Source organism: Coleofasciculus sp. FACHB-542 (assembly GCF_014695825.1).
Lineage (GTDB): Bacteria > Cyanobacteriota > Cyanobacteriia > Cyanobacteriales > FACHB-T130 > FACHB-T130.
Map to the genome: position 1 here is coordinate 187,387 of NZ_JACJPB010000023.1, position 23,943 is coordinate 211,329.

Annotated in this window: 24 protein-coding genes and 1 tRNA gene; 12 read left to right on the forward strand and 13 right to left on the reverse strand. The window is 48.7% G+C overall.

The features are described 5' to 3' along the window. The first annotated feature begins 36 nt into the window (after window positions 1-36). Both H6F52_RS07035 and H6F52_RS07040 read left to right on the forward strand, forming a co-directional pair. Window positions 37-675 carry a low-complexity tail membrane protein gene (locus tag H6F52_RS07035; RefSeq protein WP_347276193.1) on the forward strand — a complete coding sequence of 213 codons (639 nt, stop codon included), beginning with the start codon at window positions 37-39 and terminating at the stop codon, window positions 673-675. Between the two features lie 337 nt (window positions 676-1,012). Further along, a complete protein-coding gene (locus H6F52_RS07040) occupies window positions 1,013-1,219 on the forward strand; it encodes a hypothetical protein (protein ID WP_190413336.1) in 207 nt (68 codons plus the stop codon). A gap of 50 nt (window positions 1,220-1,269) precedes the next feature. Here the strand turns inward: H6F52_RS07040 and H6F52_RS07045 are convergent, their stop codons facing one another. Next, complete coding sequence (locus tag H6F52_RS07045; RefSeq protein WP_190413334.1) at window positions 1,270-1,824, reverse strand: alpha/beta hydrolase; 555 nt, start codon at window positions 1,822-1,824, stop codon at window positions 1,270-1,272. Between the two features lie 404 nt (window positions 1,825-2,228). On the opposite strand from H6F52_RS07045, the gene H6F52_RS07050 reads away from it, so the two are divergent. Then, window positions 2,229-3,887: a DUF1565 domain-containing protein gene (locus H6F52_RS07050; RefSeq protein ID WP_190533139.1), complete on the forward strand. Its 1,659-nt coding sequence runs from the start codon at window positions 2,229-2,231 to the stop codon at window positions 3,885-3,887. 117 nt (window positions 3,888-4,004) lie between these two features. Next, window positions 4,005-4,076, forward strand: a tRNA-Gly gene (locus H6F52_RS07055). A gap of 254 nt (window positions 4,077-4,330) precedes the next feature. On the opposite strand, the gene cobS is transcribed toward H6F52_RS07055, so the two are convergent. Continuing rightward, the gene (cobS, locus tag H6F52_RS07060; protein WP_347276194.1) at window positions 4,331-5,134 is read right to left on the reverse strand and encodes an adenosylcobinamide-GDP ribazoletransferase; all 804 of its coding nucleotides are present in this window, start codon (window positions 5,132-5,134) and stop codon (window positions 4,331-4,333) included. Window positions 5,135-5,455: 321 nt separating this feature from the next. Between cobS and H6F52_RS07065 the strand changes: the two genes are divergently transcribed. The 3 genes from H6F52_RS07065 (at window position 5,456) to H6F52_RS07075 (ending at window position 7,508) form a co-directional block, all read left to right on the forward strand. Next, window positions 5,456-5,905, forward strand: a complete 450-nt coding sequence (locus tag H6F52_RS07065) for a hypothetical protein (protein ID WP_190432259.1) — start codon at window positions 5,456-5,458, stop codon at window positions 5,903-5,905. A gap of 114 nt (window positions 5,906-6,019) precedes the next feature. Then, window positions 6,020-7,132 carry a tRNA guanosine(34) transglycosylase Tgt gene (gene tgt / locus H6F52_RS07070; RefSeq protein WP_190413328.1) on the forward strand — a complete coding sequence of 371 codons (1,113 nt, stop codon included), beginning with the start codon at window positions 6,020-6,022 and terminating at the stop codon, window positions 7,130-7,132. 238 nt (window positions 7,133-7,370) lie between these two features. Then, window positions 7,371-7,508, forward strand: a complete 138-nt coding sequence (locus H6F52_RS07075; RefSeq protein ID WP_190413748.1) for a photosystem II reaction center protein K — start codon at window positions 7,371-7,373, stop codon at window positions 7,506-7,508. Between the two features lie 88 nt (window positions 7,509-7,596). Here the strand turns inward: H6F52_RS07075 and H6F52_RS07080 are convergent, their stop codons facing one another. Then, window positions 7,597-8,154, reverse strand: a complete 558-nt coding sequence (locus H6F52_RS07080; RefSeq protein ID WP_190426881.1) for a glutathione S-transferase family protein — start codon at window positions 8,152-8,154, stop codon at window positions 7,597-7,599. Window positions 8,155-8,164: 10 nt separating this feature from the next. Then, complete coding sequence (locus H6F52_RS07085) at window positions 8,165-8,629, reverse strand: hypothetical protein (protein ID WP_190413324.1); 465 nt, start codon at window positions 8,627-8,629, stop codon at window positions 8,165-8,167. A 465-nt stretch (window positions 8,630-9,094) separates the two neighbouring features. Here H6F52_RS07085 and H6F52_RS07090 point away from each other — a divergent pair, with 465 nt between their 5' ends. Next, window positions 9,095-9,811 carry a tetratricopeptide repeat protein gene (locus H6F52_RS07090; RefSeq protein WP_190533142.1) on the forward strand — a complete coding sequence of 239 codons (717 nt, stop codon included), beginning with the start codon at window positions 9,095-9,097 and terminating at the stop codon, window positions 9,809-9,811. Between the two features lie 42 nt (window positions 9,812-9,853). Here H6F52_RS07090 and H6F52_RS07095 read toward each other — a convergent pair whose 3' ends face one another. Then, window positions 9,854-10,243, reverse strand: a complete 390-nt coding sequence (locus tag H6F52_RS07095) for a hypothetical protein (RefSeq protein ID WP_190533145.1) — start codon at window positions 10,241-10,243, stop codon at window positions 9,854-9,856. A gap of 242 nt (window positions 10,244-10,485) precedes the next feature. Beyond that, window positions 10,486-10,581, reverse strand: a complete 96-nt coding sequence (gene psaM / locus H6F52_RS07100) for a photosystem I reaction center subunit XII (protein ID WP_190413318.1) — start codon at window positions 10,579-10,581, stop codon at window positions 10,486-10,488. Between the two features lie 254 nt (window positions 10,582-10,835). Between psaM and H6F52_RS07105 the strand changes: the two genes are divergently transcribed. Next, window positions 10,836-11,555, forward strand: coding sequence for a TerC family protein (locus tag H6F52_RS07105; RefSeq protein ID WP_190426878.1), 720 nt, complete (start codon window positions 10,836-10,838; stop codon window positions 11,553-11,555). Window positions 11,556-11,630: 75 nt separating this feature from the next. Here H6F52_RS07105 and ndk read toward each other — a convergent pair whose 3' ends face one another. The 5 genes from ndk to H6F52_RS07130 form a co-directional block, all read right to left on the reverse strand. Beyond that, window positions 11,631-12,080, reverse strand: a complete 450-nt coding sequence (gene ndk, locus H6F52_RS07110; protein ID WP_190413315.1) for a nucleoside-diphosphate kinase — start codon at window positions 12,078-12,080, stop codon at window positions 11,631-11,633. 231 nt (window positions 12,081-12,311) lie between these two features. Beyond that, entirely contained in the window at window positions 12,312-13,442 is a 1,131-nt protein-coding gene (locus tag H6F52_RS07115) for a D-alanine--D-alanine ligase family protein (protein ID WP_190533148.1), read from the reverse strand. Window positions 13,443-13,564: 122 nt separating this feature from the next. Then, complete coding sequence (locus tag H6F52_RS07120; RefSeq protein ID WP_190533151.1) at window positions 13,565-14,158, reverse strand: hypothetical protein; 594 nt, start codon at window positions 14,156-14,158, stop codon at window positions 13,565-13,567. 44 nt (window positions 14,159-14,202) lie between these two features. Continuing rightward, window positions 14,203-15,567: a tRNA (N6-isopentenyl adenosine(37)-C2)-methylthiotransferase MiaB gene (gene miaB / locus H6F52_RS07125; protein ID WP_190533154.1), complete on the reverse strand. Its 1,365-nt coding sequence runs from the start codon at window positions 15,565-15,567 to the stop codon at window positions 14,203-14,205. A gap of 1,015 nt (window positions 15,568-16,582) precedes the next feature. Continuing rightward, complete coding sequence (locus tag H6F52_RS07130; RefSeq protein ID WP_190533157.1) at window positions 16,583-18,016, reverse strand: carotenoid oxygenase family protein; 1,434 nt, start codon at window positions 18,014-18,016, stop codon at window positions 16,583-16,585. Window positions 18,017-18,210: 194 nt separating this feature from the next. On the opposite strand from H6F52_RS07130, the gene H6F52_RS07135 reads away from it, so the two are divergent. Then, window positions 18,211-18,942 carry a carbonic anhydrase gene (locus H6F52_RS07135; RefSeq protein ID WP_190413306.1) on the forward strand — a complete coding sequence of 244 codons (732 nt, stop codon included), beginning with the start codon at window positions 18,211-18,213 and terminating at the stop codon, window positions 18,940-18,942. Between the two features lie 300 nt (window positions 18,943-19,242). Here the strand turns inward: H6F52_RS07135 and gloA are convergent, their stop codons facing one another. Beyond that, a complete protein-coding gene (gene gloA / locus H6F52_RS07140) occupies window positions 19,243-19,674 on the reverse strand; it encodes a lactoylglutathione lyase (RefSeq protein WP_190432239.1) in 432 nt (143 codons plus the stop codon). Between the two features lie 246 nt (window positions 19,675-19,920). Between gloA and eno the strand changes: the two genes are divergently transcribed. Both eno and H6F52_RS07150 read left to right on the forward strand, forming a co-directional pair. Continuing rightward, on the forward strand, window positions 19,921-21,210 hold the full coding sequence (gene eno, locus H6F52_RS07145) for a phosphopyruvate hydratase (RefSeq protein WP_190529929.1): 1,290 nt from the start codon (window positions 19,921-19,923) through the stop codon (window positions 21,208-21,210). 110 nt (window positions 21,211-21,320) lie between these two features. Next, the gene (locus H6F52_RS07150; RefSeq protein WP_190533160.1) at window positions 21,321-21,908 is read left to right on the forward strand and encodes a hypothetical protein; all 588 of its coding nucleotides are present in this window, start codon (window positions 21,321-21,323) and stop codon (window positions 21,906-21,908) included. 360 nt (window positions 21,909-22,268) lie between these two features. Here H6F52_RS07150 and argC read toward each other — a convergent pair whose 3' ends face one another. Beyond that, a complete protein-coding gene (gene argC / locus H6F52_RS07155) occupies window positions 22,269-23,330 on the reverse strand; it encodes an N-acetyl-gamma-glutamyl-phosphate reductase (protein WP_190533163.1) in 1,062 nt (353 codons plus the stop codon). Window positions 23,331-23,943 lie beyond the last annotated feature (613 nt).

The window sequence follows — 23,943 nt, forward strand, 5'->3', positions numbered from 1 at the left end:
ACTTGTAATATGCGCTCTTTTTGGTTGGAACCGTTCTTGTGGATTCATCTTGCTGGTCTGGCGACAGTTCCCATTTGGTTGGAACTATGCTGGCTGGGTTTGGCAGTTGGCGATCCCGTGTTGCCGGTGTGGTTGGAACTTTTTTTGGTTGCCACTGTAGGTATTGCACCCATACTGTGGATGCAGTTGAGCCGTCCTTTTAACATTTTTAGCATCCTGGCAGTGGCCTTGAAGCCAAGTCAACTGACGCTTAACCAGCGACGCCTGTTGTCACAGTTCAAGTCCCCTACGAACCAATTATTAGCCGTTCTGGCAGCTGGTTTCATGCTGTGGGTATTGTGGCTAATCTATCAAGCAGCACCCCTAGCGGCAACTGTTACACCACTTCCCCCAGAGTGGCGGTTCGCTGGACTGCTAGTAGCGTCACTGGCATTTCTGGCAAGCAATTTGTTCTTGCAGATACCGCTGAGCGTGGCGCGAGTCCTTTTGACTAACGAAGCAGCATTTTCTGCTACGCAACCCTGTTCAGCAGAAGAAATTCCGCAACAATTTACAATTCCGGGACTACAGGTAAATCAAATCTTACCTTCGGAAATTTCCGAGACATCGGCGATATCAGCCAACTCTGTAGAACCAATAAATGCAGGAATAGAAGCCCCAGCGTCCTCCGACTAATCTAAAAAAGAGATTTTTCTTCAAGGTTCTTGGTTTTTCAGCACATGGGTGTCTATGTAGAAAAGCTTTCAGCAACTGGCGTACCCCAAAAAGTTTTGGCTGGTTGACTAGCAAGATGTTACTGACAGCACAAATCCCCCCAACCTAACTGCGTTATCCTAAGAATAGACATAGAAATTTGTTAAATAGTCATCAGCGGGCAGTCAATTTTAAAGATTAGATTTAGAGATTAGATTTTAGAGTGGGTTGTCAATCCATAATCTAAAATCAAAATCTAAAATAGAATTGCTGAAGGCTGATAGCTGAAAACTCCTTGTTCCCTTAATTTAAGGTGCATATGATCAGGTTTCCTGCTTCATCAACCAGCCAATTCTCCGGCAATACCAAAATCTGGGAAAGCCTCAAACAAGCGATCGCATCCAGTTCTGGGTTTCAGCGCTGGGAGATAGAACACCCGTTGGATAACGACCGCCTTCAGGAGTTCAACCTTGATTATCGGGTTCGCCGGTATCTGCGCGAAACCCTAGAAACTCTTGCTTATTAGTCATAAGTCATTCGTTCGGTAGCCAAGAACGAATGACTAACGACCCATCACTACTGACCAATTCTGATTAAATCACCTAGATTGGGCAAGCCCTGTCCCAGTCGCTTGAGTTTGCCAAAAACCTCAGCAAGGCGATCGCCCTCCACATGAACTTCTGAGGTTGGGTAATTTTCTAAAATTTCAATCAAGGTAATCTGATTGTCTGGAAGCGCTGAACTCATCACAGCTCCTCGCAAAGACTGGATGTTTGCGCCATTTCCGGGAGTATGAACCACGTCACTGACTTGACCCAAGACTAATTCCCCAATCTGGTTATTGAGTACCCGATCTAAAATGAGGGCATTCACCTTAACTTCTTGCGTTAGGGTTTTTCGCAAATCCTCAGGTTTTCTTCCTGCCATAGCCAAATAAGCACGTAGCGCTGGCGAAAGTTCACCCGTTTCAGCAAAAGTTGTGAGTTCGGGAACAGATACCGATTCCCTTAGAAAGCGGTACTTCAGCACGACTGTATTGGCAGCATCCGCACGAGAGGGGCTAAACAAAATACCCGTAGCGGCGGCTAAAGAGAACACGAAAGGTAGCGATCGCAGCAGTAGAGAGCGCATAAGGAACCTGAAAACAGCTTAGAGATAGCACAACTGTGCTATCTCTACTTTGACGATACTGGATGCCGATGGGTTGCATCCTCCTGCTCAAGTAACAACTGCTTATGAATCATCCCTCTCGCCTGGATTAGCCTAAGCCAATGTTCTTAAATTTATAAAACCTTAGCCTTATGGGCATTTCAGGGTTTACATCGCCTGAATTTTCTTTGCAGGGGCAAGTTGCCATGTTGGGAACTGATAATATTCGCAACTTGTCATCAAACGTAATTGTGAATATTAATATTAGCGACGCAAGTGCATACACCAAGTATGTATAGCTTCCAGCGTAAAAAAATATCCCAATTGGTGAGTCTCTAAGTTACTAAATCGTACAGTTAATAATGCACATCAAAAGCATCAAACGTATGACACCCCAGGGTTTTCCCGATCGTTTCTCCCATTCTTCTAGCATCCGTTTCGCCAAACGTTTCGCTGGTGTCGTACCCGTCCGGGCGTCCCTGCTAAGCGCTTTGTTACTTTGGTCTGGCGGGGTCATGGCACTTCCTGCGGCTACCCTTACCCCGCCATCGACACAGATAGCTCAACTTCCTGCAAGCGCGAACGTTGTCTACGTCAACCAATCCACGGGCAACGATACTGCCAGTGCTGGCACCAGTGAAAACACACCCTATCGCACTATCACCTACGCCCTCCAGCAAGCCCGCTCTGGCACAGTCGTACAATTAGCTCCAGGTTCCTACACGGCTGACACGGGTGAAGTTTTCCCCCTCCTTGTCAAACAAGGCGTCATTCTGCGCGGCGACGAGCAAAGCAAGGGGCAGACTGTAGCGATTATTGGCGGCGGCGGCTATGTTAGTCCTACCTTTTCCGGTCAGAACATTGCCATGCGGGCAGAAAAAGACAGTGAAATCAGAGGATTGACCATCACCAACCCAAATCGTCGGGGAACTGGACTGTGGATTGAATCTACCAATGCAACAGTCAGCAACAACACCTTTTCGAGCAACGACCGGGAAGGAGTTTTCGTCACTGGAACAGCTACCCCCAAAATTGAAAGCAATATCTTTACCAGAAATAAGGGGAATGGCATTTCAGTCGCTAAGACAGCGCAAGGAGAAGTCCGCAACAATCTGTTTCAAGAGACGGGGAATGGGATTGTCCTAACTGAGACGGCATCGCCTTTGCTCGCAGACAACCGCATTGTCCAAAACGTTGATGGAATCGTCGCCTCCAACTCCGCTGCCCCAGTCCTGCGTAACAACATTATTGAGGCAAACACGCGGTATGGAGTCGTAGCAAGCGGAGATGCCCAGCCCAATTTAGGGACTCAAGAGAATCCTGGGCAAAATCGGATTCGCAACAATGTTCGTTTCGATGTTGCCAACCTAACGCGCACGAATACTATCATCGCGGTCGGCAACGATATTGATTCTAAGAAGATTTCCGGGCGCGTGGATTTTGTGGCGACGTCGATACCTAGCGGTGGTTTTGCCGATGTTCAAGGGAACTGGGCGCAAGCCTATATCGAAGCTTTAGTTGCTAAAGATGTAATTGCTGGTTTCCCTGATGGGACTTTCCGCCCCAACGAACCTGTCACCCGCGCTCAGTTTGCCGCGATTATCAACAAGGCTTTTTCACCAGCACAGATACAGCCTGGGATTAATTTTGTCGATGTCAAAACTAATTATTGGGCTTATCAAGCGATTCAAAGCGCTTACCGGGGAGGCTTTTTGTCTGGGTATCCGGGTCAAGTTTTTAGAGCCGAACAGCGCATTCCCAGAGTGCAGGTTTTAGTTTCTTTAGCGAGTGGTTTGAAGCTGCGCTCTGAGGATACAAATGTGCTGTCTGTTTACAACGATGCCACCCAGATTCCTAGCTGGGCCAGCACAGCGATCGCTGGCGCAACTCAGAAACAGCTGGTGGTCAACTATCCCACACTGGCTCAGCTCAATCCTAGTCGTGATGCCACCCGTGCTGAAGTCGCCGCTTTTGTCTACCAGGCGCTGGTGAATGCCGGTCGTGCTGAGGCGATTTCTTCACCTTATCTAGTCAAGGCTCCATAATCGCGACTCAACGTTAAGATGTATCGCGCCAGTTTTCCAATTACTGGATGCTGGCGCTCGATCGGTCGTATAATAAAAGTTAACCATCAGTAGACTGCTGATCGTTAACCTCAAAATGCGGGTATAGTTCAGTGGTAGAACGTCACCTTCCCAAGGTGAATGTCGTCGGTTCGAGTCCGATTACCCGCTTTTCTAGACAGTGACTCATTAAATGTCATCGTTGATAGATGAATGTCGCTTTGACAATTAGGGATGTCGTTAAGGCTAAATCATCCAATTTGCCGAAATGATTCGCAGTGGCTTGGGCAGTTGAGGCAGTGGCAGGCATTTTTACAAGGCGACTTGGAATATCGAAAAAAACCTCAATTGGGATTCAAGTTTTCTGACGCCGTTGGCTGAAATTGGAATTTCTATGTAAGGCTTGGCAACTTGCGACAGAGAACTTAGCCCGAAAAGTGAGAGTAGAGGCTAGCGATCGCGCACAATAACAAAGCTTCTGTCCACTCTACAACTGCTCCGTAAGTATCGCCCGTATGTCCGCCTAGCTGGCGGTGAAACCAGGCTCCGGTTAAAAGCGAGATCGCGCATCCTGCGGCGGCTGTTCCCACCGCTGCGGGCCACCGAGTCGGCGATAGGACGATCTGTAATCCCATCAGGGCAAATAGCACTAGCAATCCCAGTAGGATGTCTTGAGGCGTCCGGATGGATTCTTTATGGAAGGCACCTTTACCCTCCGCTTTGAGGTAAGGATAGCAAGCGATCGCTACCACTTGTCCCCACCTTCCCCATCCTGCCGATACCATTAGTGCCAGCCACCGATAAGATTCTAAGTCACTCAAAGCAGATGTTTTTAATAGCAGCAGCGCGATCGCTGCCATCGCCCCAAACGCACCCGTGACGCTATCTGCCATCACCTTTAGACGCCGCTGCCGTTCGCGTAGCTTGTCCGAAGAAAAATCCTGCACTGCCAGTCCATCTGCTGTATCCATAGCCCCATCCAGATGCAGACCCCCGGTGAGGGCAATCCAAGCAACAACGACCATTGCAGAGCGAGTCAGCATTGGGACACCCAGCAGTTGAAAACAAGTATCCAGAAGAGCGAGTAACCCTCCAATAAATAAACCCACCAAAGGTGCCCAACGCGCAATGCCGCGAAATTCTAATGTCCATCCAGATGGAATCGGAATACAGGTGTAAAACGCGATCGCACCCAGAAATCCTTTCCAAAATGAGAAAATTTGCACCACAAACAAACTTAATGACTTTTCGATAACAAATTCAGCAGATTAGCGTATGAACAGGGGAGAAATGTTGGGCTAAGATTGTCTCGTAGCAGTTCCGATTGCCATAGGCGTATGCCGTTAGGCTCCTCGCGCTTTGCTGAGTGTTCGCGTTCGCCATAACCGTCGAATGCGTATGCCGTAAGGATTCGGATTCTTGCCCAAAGCGCGTATACCATTAGGTTATGAAAGCTACCTACTTCCCTAAGTAGTGTATATCGCATTATTCTGTTGCATCTACGCAGCGACCAGGCAAGATCGGGCTTGTTTGAACCAGAGGCTGTTCCCATGACTTATGACCAATCTCCGCCCCACTTACCGGCTCCATGTATTATTGACAGCGGCATTATTGTTAATAAACAAGATATGCGACGACTGTTGACCGATCTAGGTCGCGTTCGCTACATCCACACCCTCGATGGCAAAGTTCAGAGCGAGGGCGAAGGATGCGTACTGGACGTATTTGCTGAACCACAGCGGTCTACGATGATTGCTAACCAGGCAATCTATCTTAACGTCCATAGTTTTGATTATCTGCAACTGCACCAGTCGAGCGAACAGGAATCTTATTTTGACTTGATTCAAGATCATCGTCAGTTACGTTTGATACCACTTTCTAGCCCACTCCAAGAGCAAAGCACGCCGATCATTAACGCCGCTGCTTTAGAAGCAATGGTGACACAAGTTCTGTCTGCTAAGTGGGATGTCCAACTTGACGACGACGATTGCTTATTCTAAGTAATCTTTAGTTAGGAAGTCGTTAGTCATCAGTCATTAGTCAATAAAAATCGACTAATCATCTAAAAACTAAAGACTAAAGACTATTGTTAGTAGGACTCGCAGCTAAAGTAAGTGGGATTTTCGTTTCAATGTCAGGCGCGTTGTCGCCATACGCAGGCACGAGCCGGGACTTTTTTGACACCACATGGCTTAGTAGAAACACCTAAGTTTATGCCGGTAGGGACGCTGGCGACTGTCAAATCTGTGACAATCGATCAGCTGGAGGCAACGGGTGCCCAAATGGTTTTGGCGAATACCTTTCACCTCCACTTGCAACCTGGAGAAGCAATTGTGGCGGGTGCAGGTGGGCTGCACCGCTTTATGGGCTGGAAGAAGCCGATGCTGACAGATTCTGGCGGCTTCCAGGTGTTTAGCTTGAGCGAGTTGCGGAAAATTACTGAAGAGGGTGTAACTTTTCGCTCTCCCCGCGATGGGCGGATGATTCATTTAACGCCGGAGCGGTCAATCCAAATTCAGAACGAACTGGGAGCAGATGTCATTATGGCATTTGATGAGTGTCCGCCTTATCCAGCGGAGCGCTCAGAAGTCATGGCGGCAACAGAGCGGACTTATCGGTGGCTGGAACGATGTATAAATGCTAACCAACGTCCGAATGAGCAAGCTTTGTTTGGGATTGTTCAAGGTGGCGTTTACCTGGATTTGCGAGTTGCGGCTGCTGAGTCATTAGCGGAGTTAAATTTGCCAGGATACGCGATTGGCGGCGTCAGCGTGGGAGAACCGGCGGAACTGATTCACCAGATTGTGCGGGCGACTGCGCCAGTGTTACCCGCCGAAAAGCCTCGTTACCTGATGGGTGTCGGCACTTATCGAGAAATGGCACAAGCGATCGCTGCGGGTATCGATTTATTTGACTGTGTGATACCCACTCGCTGGGCGCGTCACGGTACTGTGATGGTACAGGGAGAACGCTGGAATTTGAAAAACGCCCAGTACAGAGAAGATTTCACTTCCCTGGATGTGAGTTGTCCTTGCTACACTTGCCAGAACTTCAGTCGCGCTTACTTGTGTCATTTAGTGCGAACGCGAGAAATTCTCGGTTACACTTTACTCTCAATTCACAACATTACTGAATTGATTCGGTTTACCCAACGAATCCGGGAAGCAATTTTAGGCGATCGCTTTGTCACGGAATTTGGTCACTGGCTAGACACTCCAACAGAATAATTAAAAATTAAAAAACTTTAAGCATGAGCGTAAACGTCTTTCGGATCGAGTCGGCCTTTTTAGAGATAGCGATCGCAATTTTGGGGAATTTTAGCGGTCGAGGATCGTCAAGAGCGATCGCCACCGTTTAGTAAAAGTAAATTTTCCATGTAGGCTGAAATCGCGTCCAGCTAACAGCCGAGTCATGTTAAGATACTTGTCAATTCTTAAAACTGTGTTGGAAAGGTGGATTTTAAATATGGAAGCAGCACTGCTGTTGGCAAAACTGCCGGAAGCTTATTCCTTCTTTGACCCCCTGGTAGACGTTCTCCCGATCATCCCCGTGTTCTTCTTGTTGTTGGCTTTCGTTTGGCAAGCATCTGTGGGTTTCCGCTAAACCTGAACTGCCAAAAAATTGAAAGGGCACCCACATGGGTGCCCTTTTATGATTCAGGGTAGGCACAAGGCCGCTTCCTAAAACTTTTTTAACCCTGCGATCCCATTGCTTTCTGAAAGGCAGGACGTTCCGAGAGTCGCTGGATATAGGTAACAACTGCTGGATATTCGCTCAGGTCGAGCTTCAGCATCATGGGTATATAAGCCAGAATCGACCCTACTGCTACATCGACGACCGTTAGTTCCTCGCCTAATAAAAATGGTTGCCCTGCCAAAATTTCATTCAGCGGTGTCAGCAACTTAGGCGTTTCGCGTTCCCGGCTTGCTTCCACAAAAATCCCTGGTCCCAAAGTGGCATTGCCAAATATTACCCATTGGGTGGTTTGTGCTTGTTCCTCCAGAGTGGCTGGCATCTTGCCGTACTTTTGGGCGAGATACAGCAGAATCGCCCCTGACTCCCAGAGTTTAAAATCTCCATCAACAATTGCCGGGACTTTTCCGATCGGGTTAATTGCCAGAAACTCTGGTTGGAGATGAGCGCCTGCCTGCATATCGAGCTGGACGAATTCGTAAGGAACGCCCAACTCTTCAAGATACCACTTAACAATGGATGCCCGACTACGGGCACCGCCATACAGTTTCAACATCGCAGATATCCTAAAGGACTTTATGGGTGTGAGAGTGTTGTTTCACGTTGTCTTCTTTGCGGACAACGCGCTGAGCATTCAGTACTCGCTTGCGTTCGACGGAATAGTTAAAGTCATTGCGGGTAGTGCCCAGAGGAATATGAGATTTGGCCTCTGGTTTGTTCTTATAGGTGCGAACAGATGCGATCGCCCGAAAAGTGAACTCATCGCTAAATTGCGCCTCTTCTGGAAAATCTGCTGGCTTGTAGAGGTTATCGCCGACGATCACTGCACCCATTGTGGTCGCAACAGCCATCTTGTAGGAGGTTGGAATGCCTTTGAGAAGGGCTTCCAGGGCAGCTGAAGGAATGGGTTCAATAATGTTGACTTCTTGGACTTCGCCATCTTCCTTGAAGAAACAAGTGGCTAAGCCAAGTAGCAGGTAGTCATTTTCGCTGAGATCGGGAGCATTGGGATAAGAAGTTGCAGTTGTCATAAGACCGTTTTAAGGAACGATTGCCAAACACCGACGGGAGCGCGTAAGTATCGCTTGCATTCTACCAGCATCCATTCAGTTGGGGCAGTGGGGAGAGGTGTAATGGGGAGCATCGCTTCAATTTTCCCTGCTCTTTTGCACCTTTGCATGGTTGTAGGATTTTCACCCCTCGCATCCCCCGCTCAAAATCCATAATTTTTTTCTATGCCAATCCTGCAAGCTTCACAGTCGTCAGTTCTCCTAGACGGGTAAATACGAGATTTAGGGAGTCTCTACAGATAGTTTCAGTAATGCTCTGGATTGGGGCTGTAGATTTCCTAAAGGACATCCAAACCGAACTGAAGGTATAGGAGATCGCTCCAGTGCTGGAAGACGCTTTAAGCAGTGACACAGAACACCCCGGCAACGAATAGGAAGCCGCTAAAGTAGATTCCAGAGAAGTCCAAGGTACCCTTGAGGATGATTATGAACGCTCGCGCAATCAATTTTCAAGACCAGGCAAAACACCAAAACGGTTCGCCGGTTTCATCGACCACCGGCACAGTTCCAAGGCGTTTTAATCTAGTCACCTCGGTATCTGGAGGACACCAGAACCAATCCCTGCGCTCCCTACGAGCTTTAGCAAAGGAAAAAGCTCAGCATGGCGATCGCAACGGCGCGATCGCTATCCTGACGACTCTCATCGAACTGAACCCCAGCAGTGCCACTGACTATAACAACCGGGGGTTGATTTATTTCCAGAACGGTCAAAAGGAGCAAGCGATCGCCGACTATAACACGGCGTTGGAACTCGATCCCCACTTGGACAGTGTTTACAACAATCGCGCCAACTACTACGCTTCTTTAGGACAGTTGGCAGAAGCGATCGCGGACTACGAGATGACCCTGGATCTTAACCCTGGTAACGTTCGGGCTTGGATTAACCAAGGGATCACCTTTCGGGATCTGGGACTTTACGACTTGGCGTTAGAAAATTTTGACCTAGTGCTGAGATTAGGTCAGCTACAAGGGAATATCTACGCAGAGCGGGGTCGTACCCATCATCTGCACGGCGACTGGAACTGCGCGATCGCTGATTATCAAAATGCTTTGGCTGTGCTTGCTCCTTTTGGTTCTGCCGGACGCTTGCGCTTGCAAGTCGAAAATTGGATGAACCAACTGCTGAAACCTATCAGCGCTTGAGGAACCATTTAAAATTCAAAAAATTCAAAATATTTTGAATTTTTACTCATCAATCGTATTGTTATCCAGCCACACAACTGGACGCTGAGAAGGGTCAACTCGATGGCTTTGTTCCTGCATCACGCTTTTGGCTTGCTGGGGATCGAAGTAGCGGCTGAAGTTATTACTTAAACGATTGACTCTTTTTTCTGTGCGCTTCACTTCTTGTCGGATTTCTCCTAGCTTTGCTTGCTGGGACAGGTGATAAGGCAAAAGTTGCACGAGAGCGGCGATCGCTGCCGATGAAAGCACTACATTTACTGCTAATTTAGCTGTCGTTTCGATTGCGATCGCTCGGTTAGGATGGCGTCGCGGTTGTCGCCGCGTCCGAGGAACTATCCGGCTGTTTGGTGCCGGTTGCTGATGAGGTTGTGAGGGTTCAATAGCATTCATGGTGTCAGGATACCACTCTGGACGCAAGCGCCACTATGTCTGTCGATAGATGTCAAAGGCTTTAAGGGAGGTACCCCTGCCTAGAGTTGCTGCAAGTGAATTTAGAAGCTAGGGATTGGATGCTAAGGACTAGAAACCAGGAGAAGAGGGAGCGGGAGAAGGGGAGCCGATGTGTACTAAAGCCCTGTCATTCCCTCACTCTCTCTTGCCATCAGCGGCTAGTCCCTAGCAAGGGGTGACATCTACTTGTACAGTTCCGTTGATAGCCGGAATGCCATGATGCCAGCAAACAGCGCCACAACTAAAGCAATATACACTTGGGTATCGGATATCGACATCGTTTACCAACTCCTTATTTCAGGTTTATAGTTCAACAATTTCGGCTAAATTATGCCCAATATAAACATCTTGTAACAAGATGCAACACAGCCGCGTAAAAATTCTAGCTCCATTGTTTGGCTTGCTGAATGGAATTTTCGACTAATTTTTCCCGACAAAGGTTAAGCTTAATTAAGACAGCAATCATTTTGGCACAATTTAGCCAGTTAATTTTTGCTTTTAGTTTGATAGTTCCAGTTTGAAGCTTGCGTGAATGCTAGACCAAATCCTGAACTCTCCGCTCAATCCGGGACTTGAAGCTCCCCTTGTACTGCTTGTTCTAGTTGTATTAGAGGCAGTGCTGTCAGCGGATAACGCGATCGCCCTAGCAGCTATTGCCCAAGGCTTAGAAGACAGCACGCTCCAGCGTCGCGCCCTCAACTTCGGATTAGCAGTTGCCTACATCCTCCGAATCACTTTGATTCTGACAGCAACCTGGGTAATTCAGTTCTGGCAGTTTGAGTTATTAGGGGCACTCTATCTGCTTTGGCTGGTGTTTCAGTATTTTACTTCCGATGAAGGGGAAGCTCAGGAACATCATGGGCCGCGATTTGCTTCTCTATGGCATGCAATTCCGATAATCGCCGTCACCGATTTAGCTTTTTCCCTCGATAGCGTCACTACAGCGATCGCAATTTCTAAAGATACCTGGCTGGTTCTCACCGGAGGTACGATTGGAGTGATTACGCTGCGGTTTATGGCTGGCTTATTCATCCGTTGGCTCGATGAATTTGTCCATCTTCAGGATGCTGGCTATATCACCGTTGCCCTTGTAGGATTGCGATTGCTCTGCAAAGCGATTCAGCCAGATTTGGTGCCGCCAGAGTGGTTAACCATTGCCTGTATTGGGGTGATATTTGCCTGGGGATTTTCTCAGCGCGTCCCCGCTGAGCAAACCGTAGAGATTCAGCAGAAGGAAGAGCAAAAGCGTTAGGCGAAAAAAGATTGAAAATGGCTAATCGCCGATGGCACATTCTTTAAGCGCCGTTCGCGATTAGCCGTTGGTGATTTACTCGTAGATCCAGGAAGTCAAGCTGGGCTTCCAGCTAACAAGTTCTTCATCTTTAAACCACAGAGCAATCTCGCGCTGCGCGGTTTCGATAGCGTCGGAACCGTGGATGAGGTTGCGACCAATACTGACTCCATAATCGCCGCGAATTGTACCCGGTTCAGCGGTCAGTGGGTTAGTCGCCCCAATCATTTTTCTAGCGGCTGCGACCACTCCATCGGCTTCCCATACCGTCGCGACTACTGGGCCAGAGGTGATAAACTCGACCAAACCCGCAAAAAACGGTCTTTCTCGGTGTACGTCATAGTGCTGCTCTGCCAGTTCCCGGCTCACACTCATCAACTTTAAGCCAACCAGAGTAAAACCTTTGGCTTCAAAGCGCCGGATGACCTCACCCGCGAGGTTGCGCTGTACACCATCAGGCTTGACCATGACAAATGTCCGTTCCAAGTTTATCTCCTTTAGATTTTACAAACTGATACAAAACACAGATTAGACTAGAAGGCTTTTTAACGCAAAGGGCGCAAAGGTTTACGCAAAAGGATACGAAGATCAACTTTAAGTAAATTCCCACCGCGTTGAAACTCCCAAATTGAGCATCTCACCTAAATCCCCTTTGCGTACCTTTGCGGTTTCCTTCGCCTACCTTTGCGTTAAAAGTTTAAATGAATTGCCGCCAATCTACCCGTTATGACGTTCTAAGGCTAATTGAATCAGTTGATCGACTAATTCTGGGAAAGCAACACCCGTTGCCCCCCAAAGTTGGGGATACATACTCGTTGCCGTAAAACCAGGCATTGTATTAATTTCATTAATCAATACTTCTCCTGTCGCTTCAACATAGAAAAAATCCACCCGTGCCAAACCAGCCCCATCAACTGCGGCAAACGCTTGAAGAGCCATTTCTTGGATTTGCGTGGCAACGGCATCTGGCACGTTCGCTGGGATCGCTAAATCCGCTCGTCCCTGGGTATACTTCGTTTCGTAGTCGTAAAAATCGCTGTCAAAGGTAATTTCTCCAACGACGGAAGCCTTGGGATTGTCATTCCCCAAAACGGCACATTCTAACTCCCGCGCCACCACGCCTGCTTCCACAATTAAGCGACGGTCGTAGCTGGCAGCGTTATCGAGGGCGGTTTCTAACTCAGCACGCGATCGCACTTTGGAAATTCCCACCGATGAACCTAAATTCGCCGGTTTCACAAAACAGGGATAACCGAGTGTCGCTTCAATTTGTTCGCAAAGCTTGGGGAAAACACAGGGATTCGACCACACTTGCGAGCGATTAACGGTGATGTATTTCACTTGAGGCAATCCTGCATTGGCGAATGCCATTTTCATGGCAATTTTGTCCATTCCCATCGCAGAACCTAAAACCCCAGTCCCGACAAAAGGCACTTGCATTAATTTAAGCATTCCCTGAATGGTGCCATCTTCCCCATTCGGGCCGTGGAGGATAGGAAACCAGACATCTACCTCAGCAGCTTGGGGGGGAGATTGCCAACGATTGAGGTCTGGCGATGGGATCGTAAGTTCGGTATTCGGTGATGCGTTTTCGTTACTGGGTAATTGTTGCGGAGAATTTTCTGAGGCCAGTTGGGATTCCGGCAGTTTTCCAGATGCTAAAACTTGTTGAGCCACTTCCCCGGCTTGCCAACGTCCATCTTTGTGGATGTAGAAAGGCAGGAGTTCGTACTTAGCGCTGTTTTGTTGGGCACTCAAAGCTTGCGCGATCGCCCGTGCTGAACTCAGCGAAACTTCATGTTCTCCCGAACAGCCCCCAAACAGCAATCCCACCCGCATTTTATTCATTTCGGATATTCCTGACACTGCACACCGCCGATAGTTTACTACAGCCTAGAGGCGTGAGACGAACTCCGATACGGAAACTCCCTCAACCCTCTTTGTTATGATGCCAGTGTTATTTGCCTCGCTCAGGAGCGGACAACGAGTTTCCAGGGACGTTGGACAGTCATTGCTTCTTCCGGCTCCAGCACGGCAATCCGCCATCCTCTGCCCCAAGGTCGCGCCAGGACGACCCGATCGGGATTCGCTGCTTTGACCTTTTGAGCCGCCGTGATGGTCAACTCGCTAAGTGCGATTTTTTCCACGGCTAGAGGTGCGCTAGCGACTGGCGTCAGGTCTGGGGGAGCCTGAATGGTGGGTGTTGCCGTGGGGACTGGGGTTGTGGCGGTGGAAGCCTGGATGCTTGGTTTAGCGGTGGGGAGGGGTGCCGTGGCGGTGCCAGTCTGAATCGCCTGAACCGGGGGTTTTTTACCCTTGAGCTGAAGCGGTTCCTGTTTAGGAAGAATCAGTTGACGAGTGCTAACACCGAGTAAGTAAGTAAAGCGGCAAGTCAACCAAGCAATGCTTCCCGTAGCAATTGCCGTCCAATACACCAATATCAGCGCGTTGTATAAAGTGTAAGCAATGCGGGGGGGAAGATAAACCGCTTCTTGCAAGTCTCGCCGGAGGAGTGGGAGGCGGGAGCTTACTTCAAGTTTCCACAAGGTGATAAATGTTTTCATAGCAGATGCTAGCACCGCGAAATCCTCCGATCCACCTAAAAATCTTATACCGGCACTGGCTGATGCACTTCCAATGGTTCCCCGGTCAAACTAAACGGGCGAACTTCAGTGATTTTGACTTTCACCACTTGACCTTTGAGTTCGGCAATATTGCCGGTAAAGAAGGTGAGACGGTTGCCCCGCGTGCGTCCCATCACCTGGGTGGGATCTTTGGTATTTTGCTCTTCTACCAAGACTTCTTCGATGCGACCGAAGTAACGCTGGGACGCTTGAGCCGCTTTAATTGAAACTAAGTGATTGAGACGTTGAAGGCGATCGCTTTTCACCTGTTCGCTCAGCTGATTCTCCCACAAGGCTGCGGGTGTTCCCGGACGCGGAGAATAAGCCGCTGTATTTAACAGGTCAAAACCAATCTCGTCCACCAGTCGCAGCGTATTCTCAAACTGTTCCTCGGTTTCTCCCGGAAAGCCGACAATCGCATCCGCACTAATCGAGGCATCTGGCATATACCGGCGAATCGTGTCAATGATGCGGCGATATTTCTCATGGGTATAACCCCGCGCCATTGCCTTCAGAATGTCGTTATCTCCCGACTGGAAGGGAATGTGGAAATGCTCGCACACGTTGGGCAATTCGGCACAAGCTCGAATTAACCGTTCGGTGAAATAGCGGGGATGGCTGGTGGCAAACCGAATCCGCTCAATTCCCGGCACATCATGAACGTAATAAAGCAAGTCTGTCAGCGTATTCTGGTGTCGCCCTTCTGCCGTGATTCCGGGCAAATCCCGCCCGTAGGCGTCGATATTTTGCCCCAGTAGGGTGATTTCCTTATATCCTTGACGCGCTATTTCTTCCATTTCGGCGCGAATCGCTTCTGGAGTCCGCGATTGCTCGACGCCGCGAACGCTGGGAACCACGCAGTACGTACAGCGTTCATTGCAGCCGTAAATTACATTTACCCAAGCTGTCACCTTACTGTCGCGGCGCGGCTTGGTGATGTCTTCAATGATATGAACTGCCTCAGTCGCCACTACCTGATTGCCGTTGAAAACTTGCTCTAGCAAATCTTGGAGGCGATTGGCGTGTTGAGGTCCCATGACCAAGTCTAATTCTGGCACCCGCCGCAACAGTGCTTCCCCTTCCTGCTGAGCGACACAACCCGCAACTACCAGTGTCAAATCTGGTTGTTCGTGCTTGCGCTTTGCCTGTCTGCCTAGGTAGGAATAAACTTTTTGCTCGGCGTTATCCCGAATGGTGCAGGTGTTGTACAGGATCAGGTTCGCATTTTCAGGTTCTTCTGACCATTCAAAGCCCATATTTTCCAAGATGCCAGCCATACGCTCTGAGTCGGCTTTGTTCATCTGGCAGCCAAAGGTGGTGATGTGATACCGGCGGGGAGAAGTGGTCATGGACGGCTACAACAAATCAATGAAAGTAATCGGAACTGTATATCTATAGTACCTATCTGGAGAATACAGCTATCGCGTCTTTACATCGAAAACTTCCAGAATTGCCCGTGAGCGTTGCCAAAGTTTGAGAGCGATCGCTCTCACGGTGCCCAAGCACCCACAATCCAAGCACCTATAACCCAAGCAGCGGTGAGTCAGCGTTCTTGAATCTTCAGGCAAGCCTATATTTTCTGACGCTTGTAAAAAATTGCGGGAACAAAGTAGGACGTTTATTCTACGAATTCCGCAATAAATTACAGCATCATAAACTCAATTATTCAGATTGTTTTGCAATTTTATCCTGATTATGCATCAGAGAGTCCGAATCAGGCAATAGAAGCTCTGACGAGACATCTACTATGCGCCTTTACAGCTCCCTCTTCTTATCAAGCCTATTAGTTACTGGCTTCGCGGTGAATTTACCAAACCTTCGGGATCGCTCGGAAAATTTGCACCAAGCAGATTCAACCCAAAAACACTTATTTACTCATGATTCAAGGCAGGACAGTGCCCATCGCGGTAGCGGACGAAGAGGAAGAGGAAATTCTGAAGCCGCTTTGAGGGGGTTGTTTCATCTTGATTTGACATAGAAGTCATCTGAGAAATCAACCCAGCTTCCCCCAGTTCCACAGGTCGGTTTTTCTATTTTCTGTGAGGATTAAAACAGTCAACATCAGCCAAATAATCGCCAAATTTTAAAAGCCCGTTTTATTGAATAAAGCGGGCTTTTTATATTATCTTTTTGAATTCGTCTACTTTTCCTTAGTTTAGAAAAATTAGCTAATTACTTAGCAAAAAAATTGTAGATGTAACCCTGAAAATCAGCGAAGCGGGCGATCGCTCTCTGGGTTGATGATAAAAGTCGCCAGATGATAAAAAAAGGCGAGATTTCGCGCCTTAAGAGTCTGTAGAGGCACTCTTGCTTGCGCCCCTACAGAGGACTTCAAAGAGACTTCAAAACAACGTTGATAGGCTCCTAAGCTGGTTTCCAGGTGCCGTGGAAGCTAGGGGGGATGACACTGGGTAATCCCAAACGACACGCAGGTTGCTCCGAAAGGCGATCGCTATTCATAATCCAGACTTCGCTGGTATCGGTGTTGCCGTCATACACCACCGTTAACACCCAACCCTGTTCGGGATTCAGGGCATCCGGGGCATAGATGGGTTCTGAGGGATAACGATTCTCACCCAAATCGGCTTCCTCTAGGGTGCCAGTTTTGGCGTCAAAACGAGCGATCGCGCCAAATTGATCTTGGCTAATCTCTACACCTTGCCGATGTACCGATAGATAGGTTTGGGGCGAAGCTTGACCAACCAGGTGTTGTGGCACAACCGGGAACTCACAGTGCCGATCTAAGACTTCTTTGATGCTTGTTACCTGACTCCTTGCCGGGTTGAGATGGATTTGCCACAGCGTACTCTTGGCAGGAGTCCGGGTTTCACCCGTCGCGACTTCCTTGAGATACTGATTGGTCTGAAAGTCTTCGTAGCGGACAACATCCACAATCACCGATCCGCTGGTATCTACATAGCCGTTCGCAAAGTGCCACTGATACCAGGGTTCAGTTTCGCCACGACTCACCAACGATAGGGTTTCGCGGTCAAAAACCAAAAACTGAGTACCGAGGTTGGGTTGCCACTCCAGCGCATCGCTATAGCTGCTCATGCCTGTTAGCAACGGCAGCACGTTCACTCGCACTGGCGGCACGAAAAAGACTAAATACTGCCCAGCGAGGACAAAATCATGCACCATTGGGATGCCATCTAGTTGAACTGCCGCCTTTTGCAGAATCCTGCCTGTGGAGTCACTTTTATAAATATTCAGCGTTGCATTCCGTCCGGGTGAAACCCCAAAGTTAAAAATTTCCCCAGTCTGGGCGTCGCGCTTGGGATGAGCGGAATAATGCAATCCGTCACTCAGTCCCGATAAATTATCTAATCCCCAAGTTTCCAGGGTTTGCAGGTCGAGGGCGTGGGGTTTGCCGCCTTCCCACAGTGCCAGCAGTTTATCCGGCAAAGCGAGTACCGAGGTATTGGCGGCATTTTTAATCGGTTTGAACCATTGATTCCAGATGGGGCCTGGTGCGGTCATGCCATAGTTGCCATAGAGCAATTGATTCGCTTTGGCTTCCTCTTGGTATCCCTCTGATTGAACGTAGCGATAGACACCAGAGGCACCAGCATCGCTGAAATGCACCCCTAGAATCGCACCATCCCCATCAAACCAGTGGCCCACCCGGATGCCGCCACGTTCTAAACGAGCTGGGCCGTTGCGGTAGAGGGTGCCGCGCAAACCTTCCGGTATGTTGCCGGAAAGGAGTGGGAGGGGAGTCAGGGGAAATTCTTGTGCAGGTTGGGCGATCGCATTTGCCCAAGCTTTACGGGTTGACGGTTTCGTGGCTGTGGTCATAGTTCAGGAATAGAACGCAACAGAGTGGGGATAAAATTAAGTAATGTTAAGCAAGGTCTTTCTTGAGTGTGAACGATCTTGCGGGCGTGCTGCTATATGAGAGGAAGTGCGATCGCAAAACGCCGACGTGTCGGTTCGCATCCTATGATTTACAGGGAAGGGATCGCGATCGCTAGAGCAAAAATTGGCTTTATATGAAGAAACTGATTAGAGGGCTGCGTGAGTTTCAAAGCAACTACTTCAGCGAACACCAGGAATTGTTTGAGCAACTCGCTCACGGTCAGAAACCGAGGGTACTGTTCATCACCTGCTCTGATTCTCGCATCGATCCGAATTTGATTACTCAAGCGGCTGTCGGCGAACTGTTTGTCATCCGTAATGCTGGCAACCTGATTCCGCCGTTTGGAGCAACGAATGGCGGCGAAGGCGCAAGCGTTGAATACGCCGTTCACGCTTTAGATATTCAGCAAATTGTTGTCTGCGGTCACTCTCACTGCGGTGCAATGAAGGGACTGTTAAAATTGAGCAGTTTGGCGGCAGAAATGCCGTTGGTTCACGACTGGTTAAAGCACGCAGAAGCGACCCGTCGGCTGATTAAAGAGAACTACACAGAGCTTTCTGGTGAAGAACTTCTGGAAGCCACGATTGCTGAGAACGTGTTAACGCAAATCGAAAATCTGCGGACTTATCCAGCAATTCGCGCTAAACTTCACCGAGGCAAACTGTCTCTCCACGCCTGGATTTATCACATTGAAACGGGAGATGTTTGGGGATACGATCCGATTCGTCAGGAGTACCTGCCACTCTACAGTCAACTTTCCACCAATCAGGATGAATCTGTAGAGCCTAAACCTGAGCGAATTGCCTCAATGCTGTTATCTCCGGAGCAAGCGGAACGAATTTACAGAGGTTCTGCCGCGAGATAAAGGTGTGGGTTATCAAGCGTTTATCTGCTGGTATCTGCAATTTCAATTATTAGGAACCAGCAACCTGAAAATCCTTGCCTCTAATAGGGGTTGGATTTTTAGGTATTTTTACTTTCATTTGTGCAATGGTAATTTGTAGCCTCCACATTAAGGGGGCTATCGGCTTCAAAATTACGCCTCACGGTCTTGATATTAAAAAGGAATTTGGGATCAAAAATTCTAACTCGATCGGCGTTAAAAGGAAATCTGCGATCGCACGTCTCAAATGTTTAGAAATATGCGATCGCTTACTTTTAAAACCTACCGACTTGCTGCTTCAGCGGTTTCCTGCTTTTGGGCAGATCCTTGAGTTCCTAGCTGAATCAGCTCAATCTTGTAGCCATTCGGATCTTCCACAAAGGCAATCACCGTAGAACCGTGCTTCATTGGCCCCGGTTCCCGCGACACTTTGCCGCCCCGCGCCTTAATTTCGTTACAGGTGGCGTAAATATCATCAACGCCAAGAGCTATATGACCGTAGGCATCTCCCAGGTTATACTGCTCTACGCCCCAGTTGTAGGTTAGTTCCACAACTGTATGGTCAGATTCGTCACCGTAACCCACAAATGCCAGCGTAAACTTCCCATCCGGATAATCTTTCCGGCGCAGTAACTTCATGCCCAGCACGTCGCAGTAAAATTTCAAAGACTCTTCTAGGTTGCCGACTCGCAACATCGTATGTAGCATTCGCATCGTTTTGATCCCGAATTCCTTTTTAATATGACGTTTGAGTGTCCGCTCAGGACGTATTCTATTTCAATCCCCGATCGGGATCTTTACACAACAACCCACGCCACCATAGAAACCATATTACATTCAGCCACGCTAGGTGTTTTCGACAAGGGATGACCACCGCTATAACCAGCTGGCTAAAAAGCCTATCTAAGGTTTGCTGATGTGTGAGACACTTGCAATTTTGCTACTGAAGGGTGAAACGGAATGATTAACACGCCAGATACTGCCATCGACGCCATTGTGGCTCGTGAAATTCTCGACTCGCGGGGGCGTCCTACAGTGGAAGCCGAAGTCTATCTGATCAACGGTGTGATGGGATTGGCTCAAGTTCCCAGTGGCGCTTCTACAGGGACTTTTGAAGCCCACGAACTGCGGGATGAGGATGCCAGCCGCTACGGTGGCAAAGGCGTCCTCCAAGCCGTCCAGAATGTCGAGGAGAAAATTGCTCCTGAGTTGTTGGAGATGGATGCGCTCGATCAGGTTTTAGTTGACCGCACGATGATTGAGCTGGATGGCTCGGAAAATAAATCGAATTTGGGAGCAAATGCCATCCTCGCCGTCTCCCTGGCAACCGCCAAAGCGGGTGCGGCGGCTCTGGAATTGCCGCTCTATCGCTATCTCGGTAGTCCCTTATCGAATGTGCTGCCGGTGCCGTTGATGAACGTGATCAACGGCGGTGCCCACGCGGATAATAACGTGGATTTCCAAGAATTTATGATTGTGCCAGTCGGGGCGTCTTCATTTAAAGAAGCGCTGCGTTGGGGTGCCGAGGTGTTTGCGGCTCTCAGCAAAGTTTTAAAGGACAAAAACTTGCTGACTGGTGTTGGCGATGAAGGCGGTTTTGCTCCTAATTTAGAGTCCAATCAAGCGGCTTTGGAACTATTAGTGGCGGCGATTGAAAAGGCTGGCTATAAACCCGGACAAGACGTGGCGCTGGCGCTAGATGTTGCTGCCAGTGAGTTCTATAAAGAAGGGCAGTATGTTTACGATGGCTCCTCTCATTCCCCGGCTGACTTTATTGAGTATCTGGGTAAGTTGGTAGGACAATATCCGATTGTCTCAATTGAGGACGGACTGCACGAAGAAGACTGGGAAAACTGGAAACTATTAACCGAGAAAATGGGCGATCGCGTTCAACTCATCGGCGACGATCTGTTTGTCACCAACCCGATTCGCCTGCAAAAAGGCATTGAGCAAGCCGCAGCGAACTCGATCCTGATCAAACTCAACCAAATTGGTTCTCTTACGGAAACCCTGGAAACGATTGAACTCGCTACCCGCAACGGATTCCGGTCGATCATCAGCCATCGCTCTGGCGAAACTGAAGACACCACGATTGCTGATTTAGCCGTAGCTACGAGAGCCGGACAAATCAAAACAGGTTCGCTTTGCCGCAGCGAACGGGTGGCGAAGTACAACCGACTGCTGCGAATTGAAGATGAATTGGGCGATCGCGCAGTTTATGCCGCTACCATTGGGCTAGGCCCCCGCTAAAGCGGATTAATTCGGGCAGTTTGTGCCAGATAATCGGGTGGCTCGTTCAGGAATTCAGTCAATTTGTCTGTTGTCTATAAAAGGATTGACCGACTTTTGCACAACTCAATATGAAACTAAAAATCCTAGCGATCGCCACCCTATTTGCTCCCCTGTCTGTGTCAGCAGCCGTCCGCGCCGAAGCAGTTAGACCATTACTTCAAATCCAACCCTGTAATAACTGTCAGCTCATCGGCGCTGCTGAAACGACGCCAGACGCTCAAGAGGATTGGCAGGAGTTTTCTTCCTCTGAAGGAGGCTTTGTGGTGCTAATGCCGGGAACCCCAGAGGAAGAAACACATACCGAAAAAGCTGAAGAAGGTGACGTTGAGCAGCATTTGTTTACAGCCGCTACGTCGGATGGTGTCTTTTTAGTCTCCTATGCTGACTTTGCCAACGAGATCGATCGGCTAGAGGCTAAAGAACTCTTGGATGCGGCGACTGAGGGTTATATAACGGATGGCGCGAAGTTAATCGCTCAGCGCCCAATTTCACTGCATGGAAGTCCCGGCAGAGAAATTAAGTATAAAGATTCGGACGGTTCTATTGGTCAATGTTGGATTTTTCTGGTGAACAAGCGGCTGTATCAAGTCAGCACGCTTGGTTCAAATACCAAGGATGTTCAAAAGTTTTTCGGCTCATTTCAATTGATGCCGTAATCAAAGCATTTGGAGTATTTTTTCACATAAACTCATTCACATTTTGTGGGGGCGTGTTTGTGCCATGCCCCCATACCAGGAATAGGGAGTGAATAAATACTACGACCTGCGATCGCTGTTTGCCAGCCAATTATTTTAGATACCCGTTTTCTAGACTAGAAAACGGGTTTTTGGTATGTACCTAGCGATCCAATATTTTATTGGGCTGCGACTGAGTCGCGCGATCGCGTCAAATTTTTCTCGCCGCAGCTAACTTCAGTAAGCCCCTCTGATTGCCAACACCAGCCGCTCATTCGACGACTCCGAAAAAACGATCCCTCAGCCATCCAACTCAACACCCAAAAATCTAAAAGGCGATCGCTACGGGTAAAAACCGAGTTGAGGTAAACCTAGGGTTTCTTCCATACCCAGCATCAAATTGAGACATTGGAGAGCTTGACCAGCTTGACCTTTGATTAAATTATCAATCGCTGACATAACAATGACCCGATCGGTGCGGGGATCAACTTCGATGCCGATATAGCAAAGATTAGTCCCGCAAGCCCATTTCGTTTGAGGGTAGATGCTGCCTGGTAATATTTTGACAAAAGGCGAAGCACGGTAGAAAGCTGAAAAGATGGTAATTAAGTCTTCTCGCACTAACCCCGGATCGCGCAAGTTGGCATAAACGGTTGCGAGAATCCCGCGCACCATTGGAATCAAGTGAGGGGTAAACTGCACCGTAACTTCGTGACCGGCGAGATCGCTACAAACTTGCTCAATTTCGGGGGTATGTCGGTGCCGTCCGCCAACACCGTAAGCTCCTAGCGTATTATCTGCCTCAGCCAGTAACAAATTGGTTTTCGCTTGCCGTCCGCCGCCGGAGGTGCCAGATTTGGCGTCGATAATCGCCGTTTCTGGCAAGACTAACCCTTGCTTGAGTAGCGGCGAGAGTGCTAGCAAACTGGCGGTGGGGTAGCAACCAGCGCAACCTACTAACTGGGCGTCGGCAATGCGATCGCGGTATAGTTCCGGTAAGCCGTAAACCGCCGTAGTTGCGAGTTCTCGGTCTTGACGTTCTCCCCCGTACCAAGCTTGATAGGTTTCCGGGTTGGAAAATCGGTAATCGGCGGATAAATCCAGTACTTTGCACCCCTTCGCCACTAGCGTCGGTGCCATCTGATAGGCAAGACCATTGGGCAAAGAGAGAAAAACGGCTTGACAGCGATTGGCAATGGTATCTAAATCAAGCGGTTCTATCTTTAAGTCAACACGATGACCTAAATGGGGGTAAAGGTCGGAAAAGGACTTTCCAGCGCTACTCTCACCACCTAGGTAAACCAGTTCGACTCCTGGATGCTCCATCAAGAGTCTTACAAGTTGCACACCACCATAGCCTGACGCGCCAACAATTCCAACAGGCACGCGCCCTAAATCACCCATGATGCTTGTTCCCTAAAAAGTTTAAATTTTAAACGCTCAGCGGTCAGCAAAGCGCAGTCAACCAAAGTCAGTACTGAGCGATCAGGATACGGCATTGCCATGTCCCTAATGGTTGCTGAATAGAATTTCTTTGTCATTGCTTATTCCTCAGTCCTGCTAAAAGCTGATGGCTGAAAGCGACTTTTGCTGCATTGTAGTATTAAAACCAAGATTTGGTGGTAGAAATATCAGCGTCATCATTTAGGGTTACAAGGTTAGCTGCGGGGAATGCAAGGTTGGCTAGAGCAACTGTTCGGGGAGTGACCGACTCTTTTGGGAATTTATCCTTATAGAAAAGCACCGCTCCAATTGATATTTTGGGCGGTGCTGCGTGGTCTAATTAGCGTTATAAATCAATATCATGACATATTGCGCTTCTCACTTGAACCTAACGCCATAACTCTCTTTTAGGCAAGGTGCGAGGGAATCCTTCTTCTTTCCCTTAAGTCCTACTTATAGCATTCATAAATGAGTTGTGAAGGCGAGATCCTCGACAAGTCTTACGAAGTTGGGGATCTGAAGGGCTGACATCACACAACTCAATTTGGATCGCTATAGCAGTCTGAGGGGATTT

Bases quoted from the DNA above. Each gene is read 5' to 3' on its own strand.
- H6F52_RS07040 (WP_190413336.1), top strand. From the start codon at position 1,013: ATGATCAGGTTTCCTGCTTCATCAACCAGCCAATTCTCCGGCAATACC.
- H6F52_RS07045 (WP_190413334.1), bottom strand. From the start codon at position 1,824: ATGCGCTCTCTACTGCTGCGATCGCTACCTTTCGTGTTCTCTTTAGCC.
- H6F52_RS07050 (WP_190533139.1), top strand. From the start codon at position 2,229: ATGACACCCCAGGGTTTTCCCGATCGTTTCTCCCATTCTTCTAGCATC.
- H6F52_RS07065 (WP_190432259.1), top strand. From the start codon at position 5,456: ATGACTTATGACCAATCTCCGCCCCACTTACCGGCTCCATGTATTATT.
- H6F52_RS07075 (WP_190413748.1), top strand. From the start codon at position 7,371: ATGGAAGCAGCACTGCTGTTGGCAAAACTGCCGGAAGCTTATTCCTTC.
- H6F52_RS07080 (WP_190426881.1), bottom strand. From the start codon at position 8,154: ATGTTGAAACTGTATGGCGGTGCCCGTAGTCGGGCATCCATTGTTAAG.
- H6F52_RS07085 (WP_190413324.1), bottom strand. From the start codon at position 8,629: ATGACAACTGCAACTTCTTATCCCAATGCTCCCGATCTCAGCGAAAAT.
- H6F52_RS07090 (WP_190533142.1), top strand. From the start codon at position 9,095: ATGAACGCTCGCGCAATCAATTTTCAAGACCAGGCAAAACACCAAAAC.
- H6F52_RS07095 (WP_190533145.1), bottom strand. From the start codon at position 10,243: ATGAATGCTATTGAACCCTCACAACCTCATCAGCAACCGGCACCAAAC.
- psaM (WP_190413318.1), bottom strand. From the start codon at position 10,581: ATGTCGATATCCGATACCCAAGTGTATATTGCTTTAGTTGTGGCGCTG.
- H6F52_RS07105 (WP_190426878.1), top strand. From the start codon at position 10,836: ATGCTAGACCAAATCCTGAACTCTCCGCTCAATCCGGGACTTGAAGCT.
- H6F52_RS07115 (WP_190533148.1), bottom strand. From the start codon at position 13,442: ATGAATAAAATGCGGGTGGGATTGCTGTTTGGGGGCTGTTCGGGAGAA.
- H6F52_RS07120 (WP_190533151.1), bottom strand. From the start codon at position 14,158: ATGAAAACATTTATCACCTTGTGGAAACTTGAAGTAAGCTCCCGCCTC.
- miaB (WP_190533154.1), bottom strand. From the start codon at position 15,567: ATGACCACTTCTCCCCGCCGGTATCACATCACCACCTTTGGCTGCCAG.
- H6F52_RS07130 (WP_190533157.1), bottom strand. From the start codon at position 18,016: ATGACCACAGCCACGAAACCGTCAACCCGTAAAGCTTGGGCAAATGCG.
- H6F52_RS07135 (WP_190413306.1), top strand. From the start codon at position 18,211: ATGAAGAAACTGATTAGAGGGCTGCGTGAGTTTCAAAGCAACTACTTC.
- gloA (WP_190432239.1), bottom strand. From the start codon at position 19,674: ATGCGAATGCTACATACGATGTTGCGAGTCGGCAACCTAGAAGAGTCT.
- eno (WP_190529929.1), top strand. From the start codon at position 19,921: ATGATTAACACGCCAGATACTGCCATCGACGCCATTGTGGCTCGTGAA.
- H6F52_RS07150 (WP_190533160.1), top strand. From the start codon at position 21,321: ATGAAACTAAAAATCCTAGCGATCGCCACCCTATTTGCTCCCCTGTCT.
- argC (WP_190533163.1), bottom strand. From the start codon at position 23,330: ATGGGTGATTTAGGGCGCGTGCCTGTTGGAATTGTTGGCGCGTCAGGC.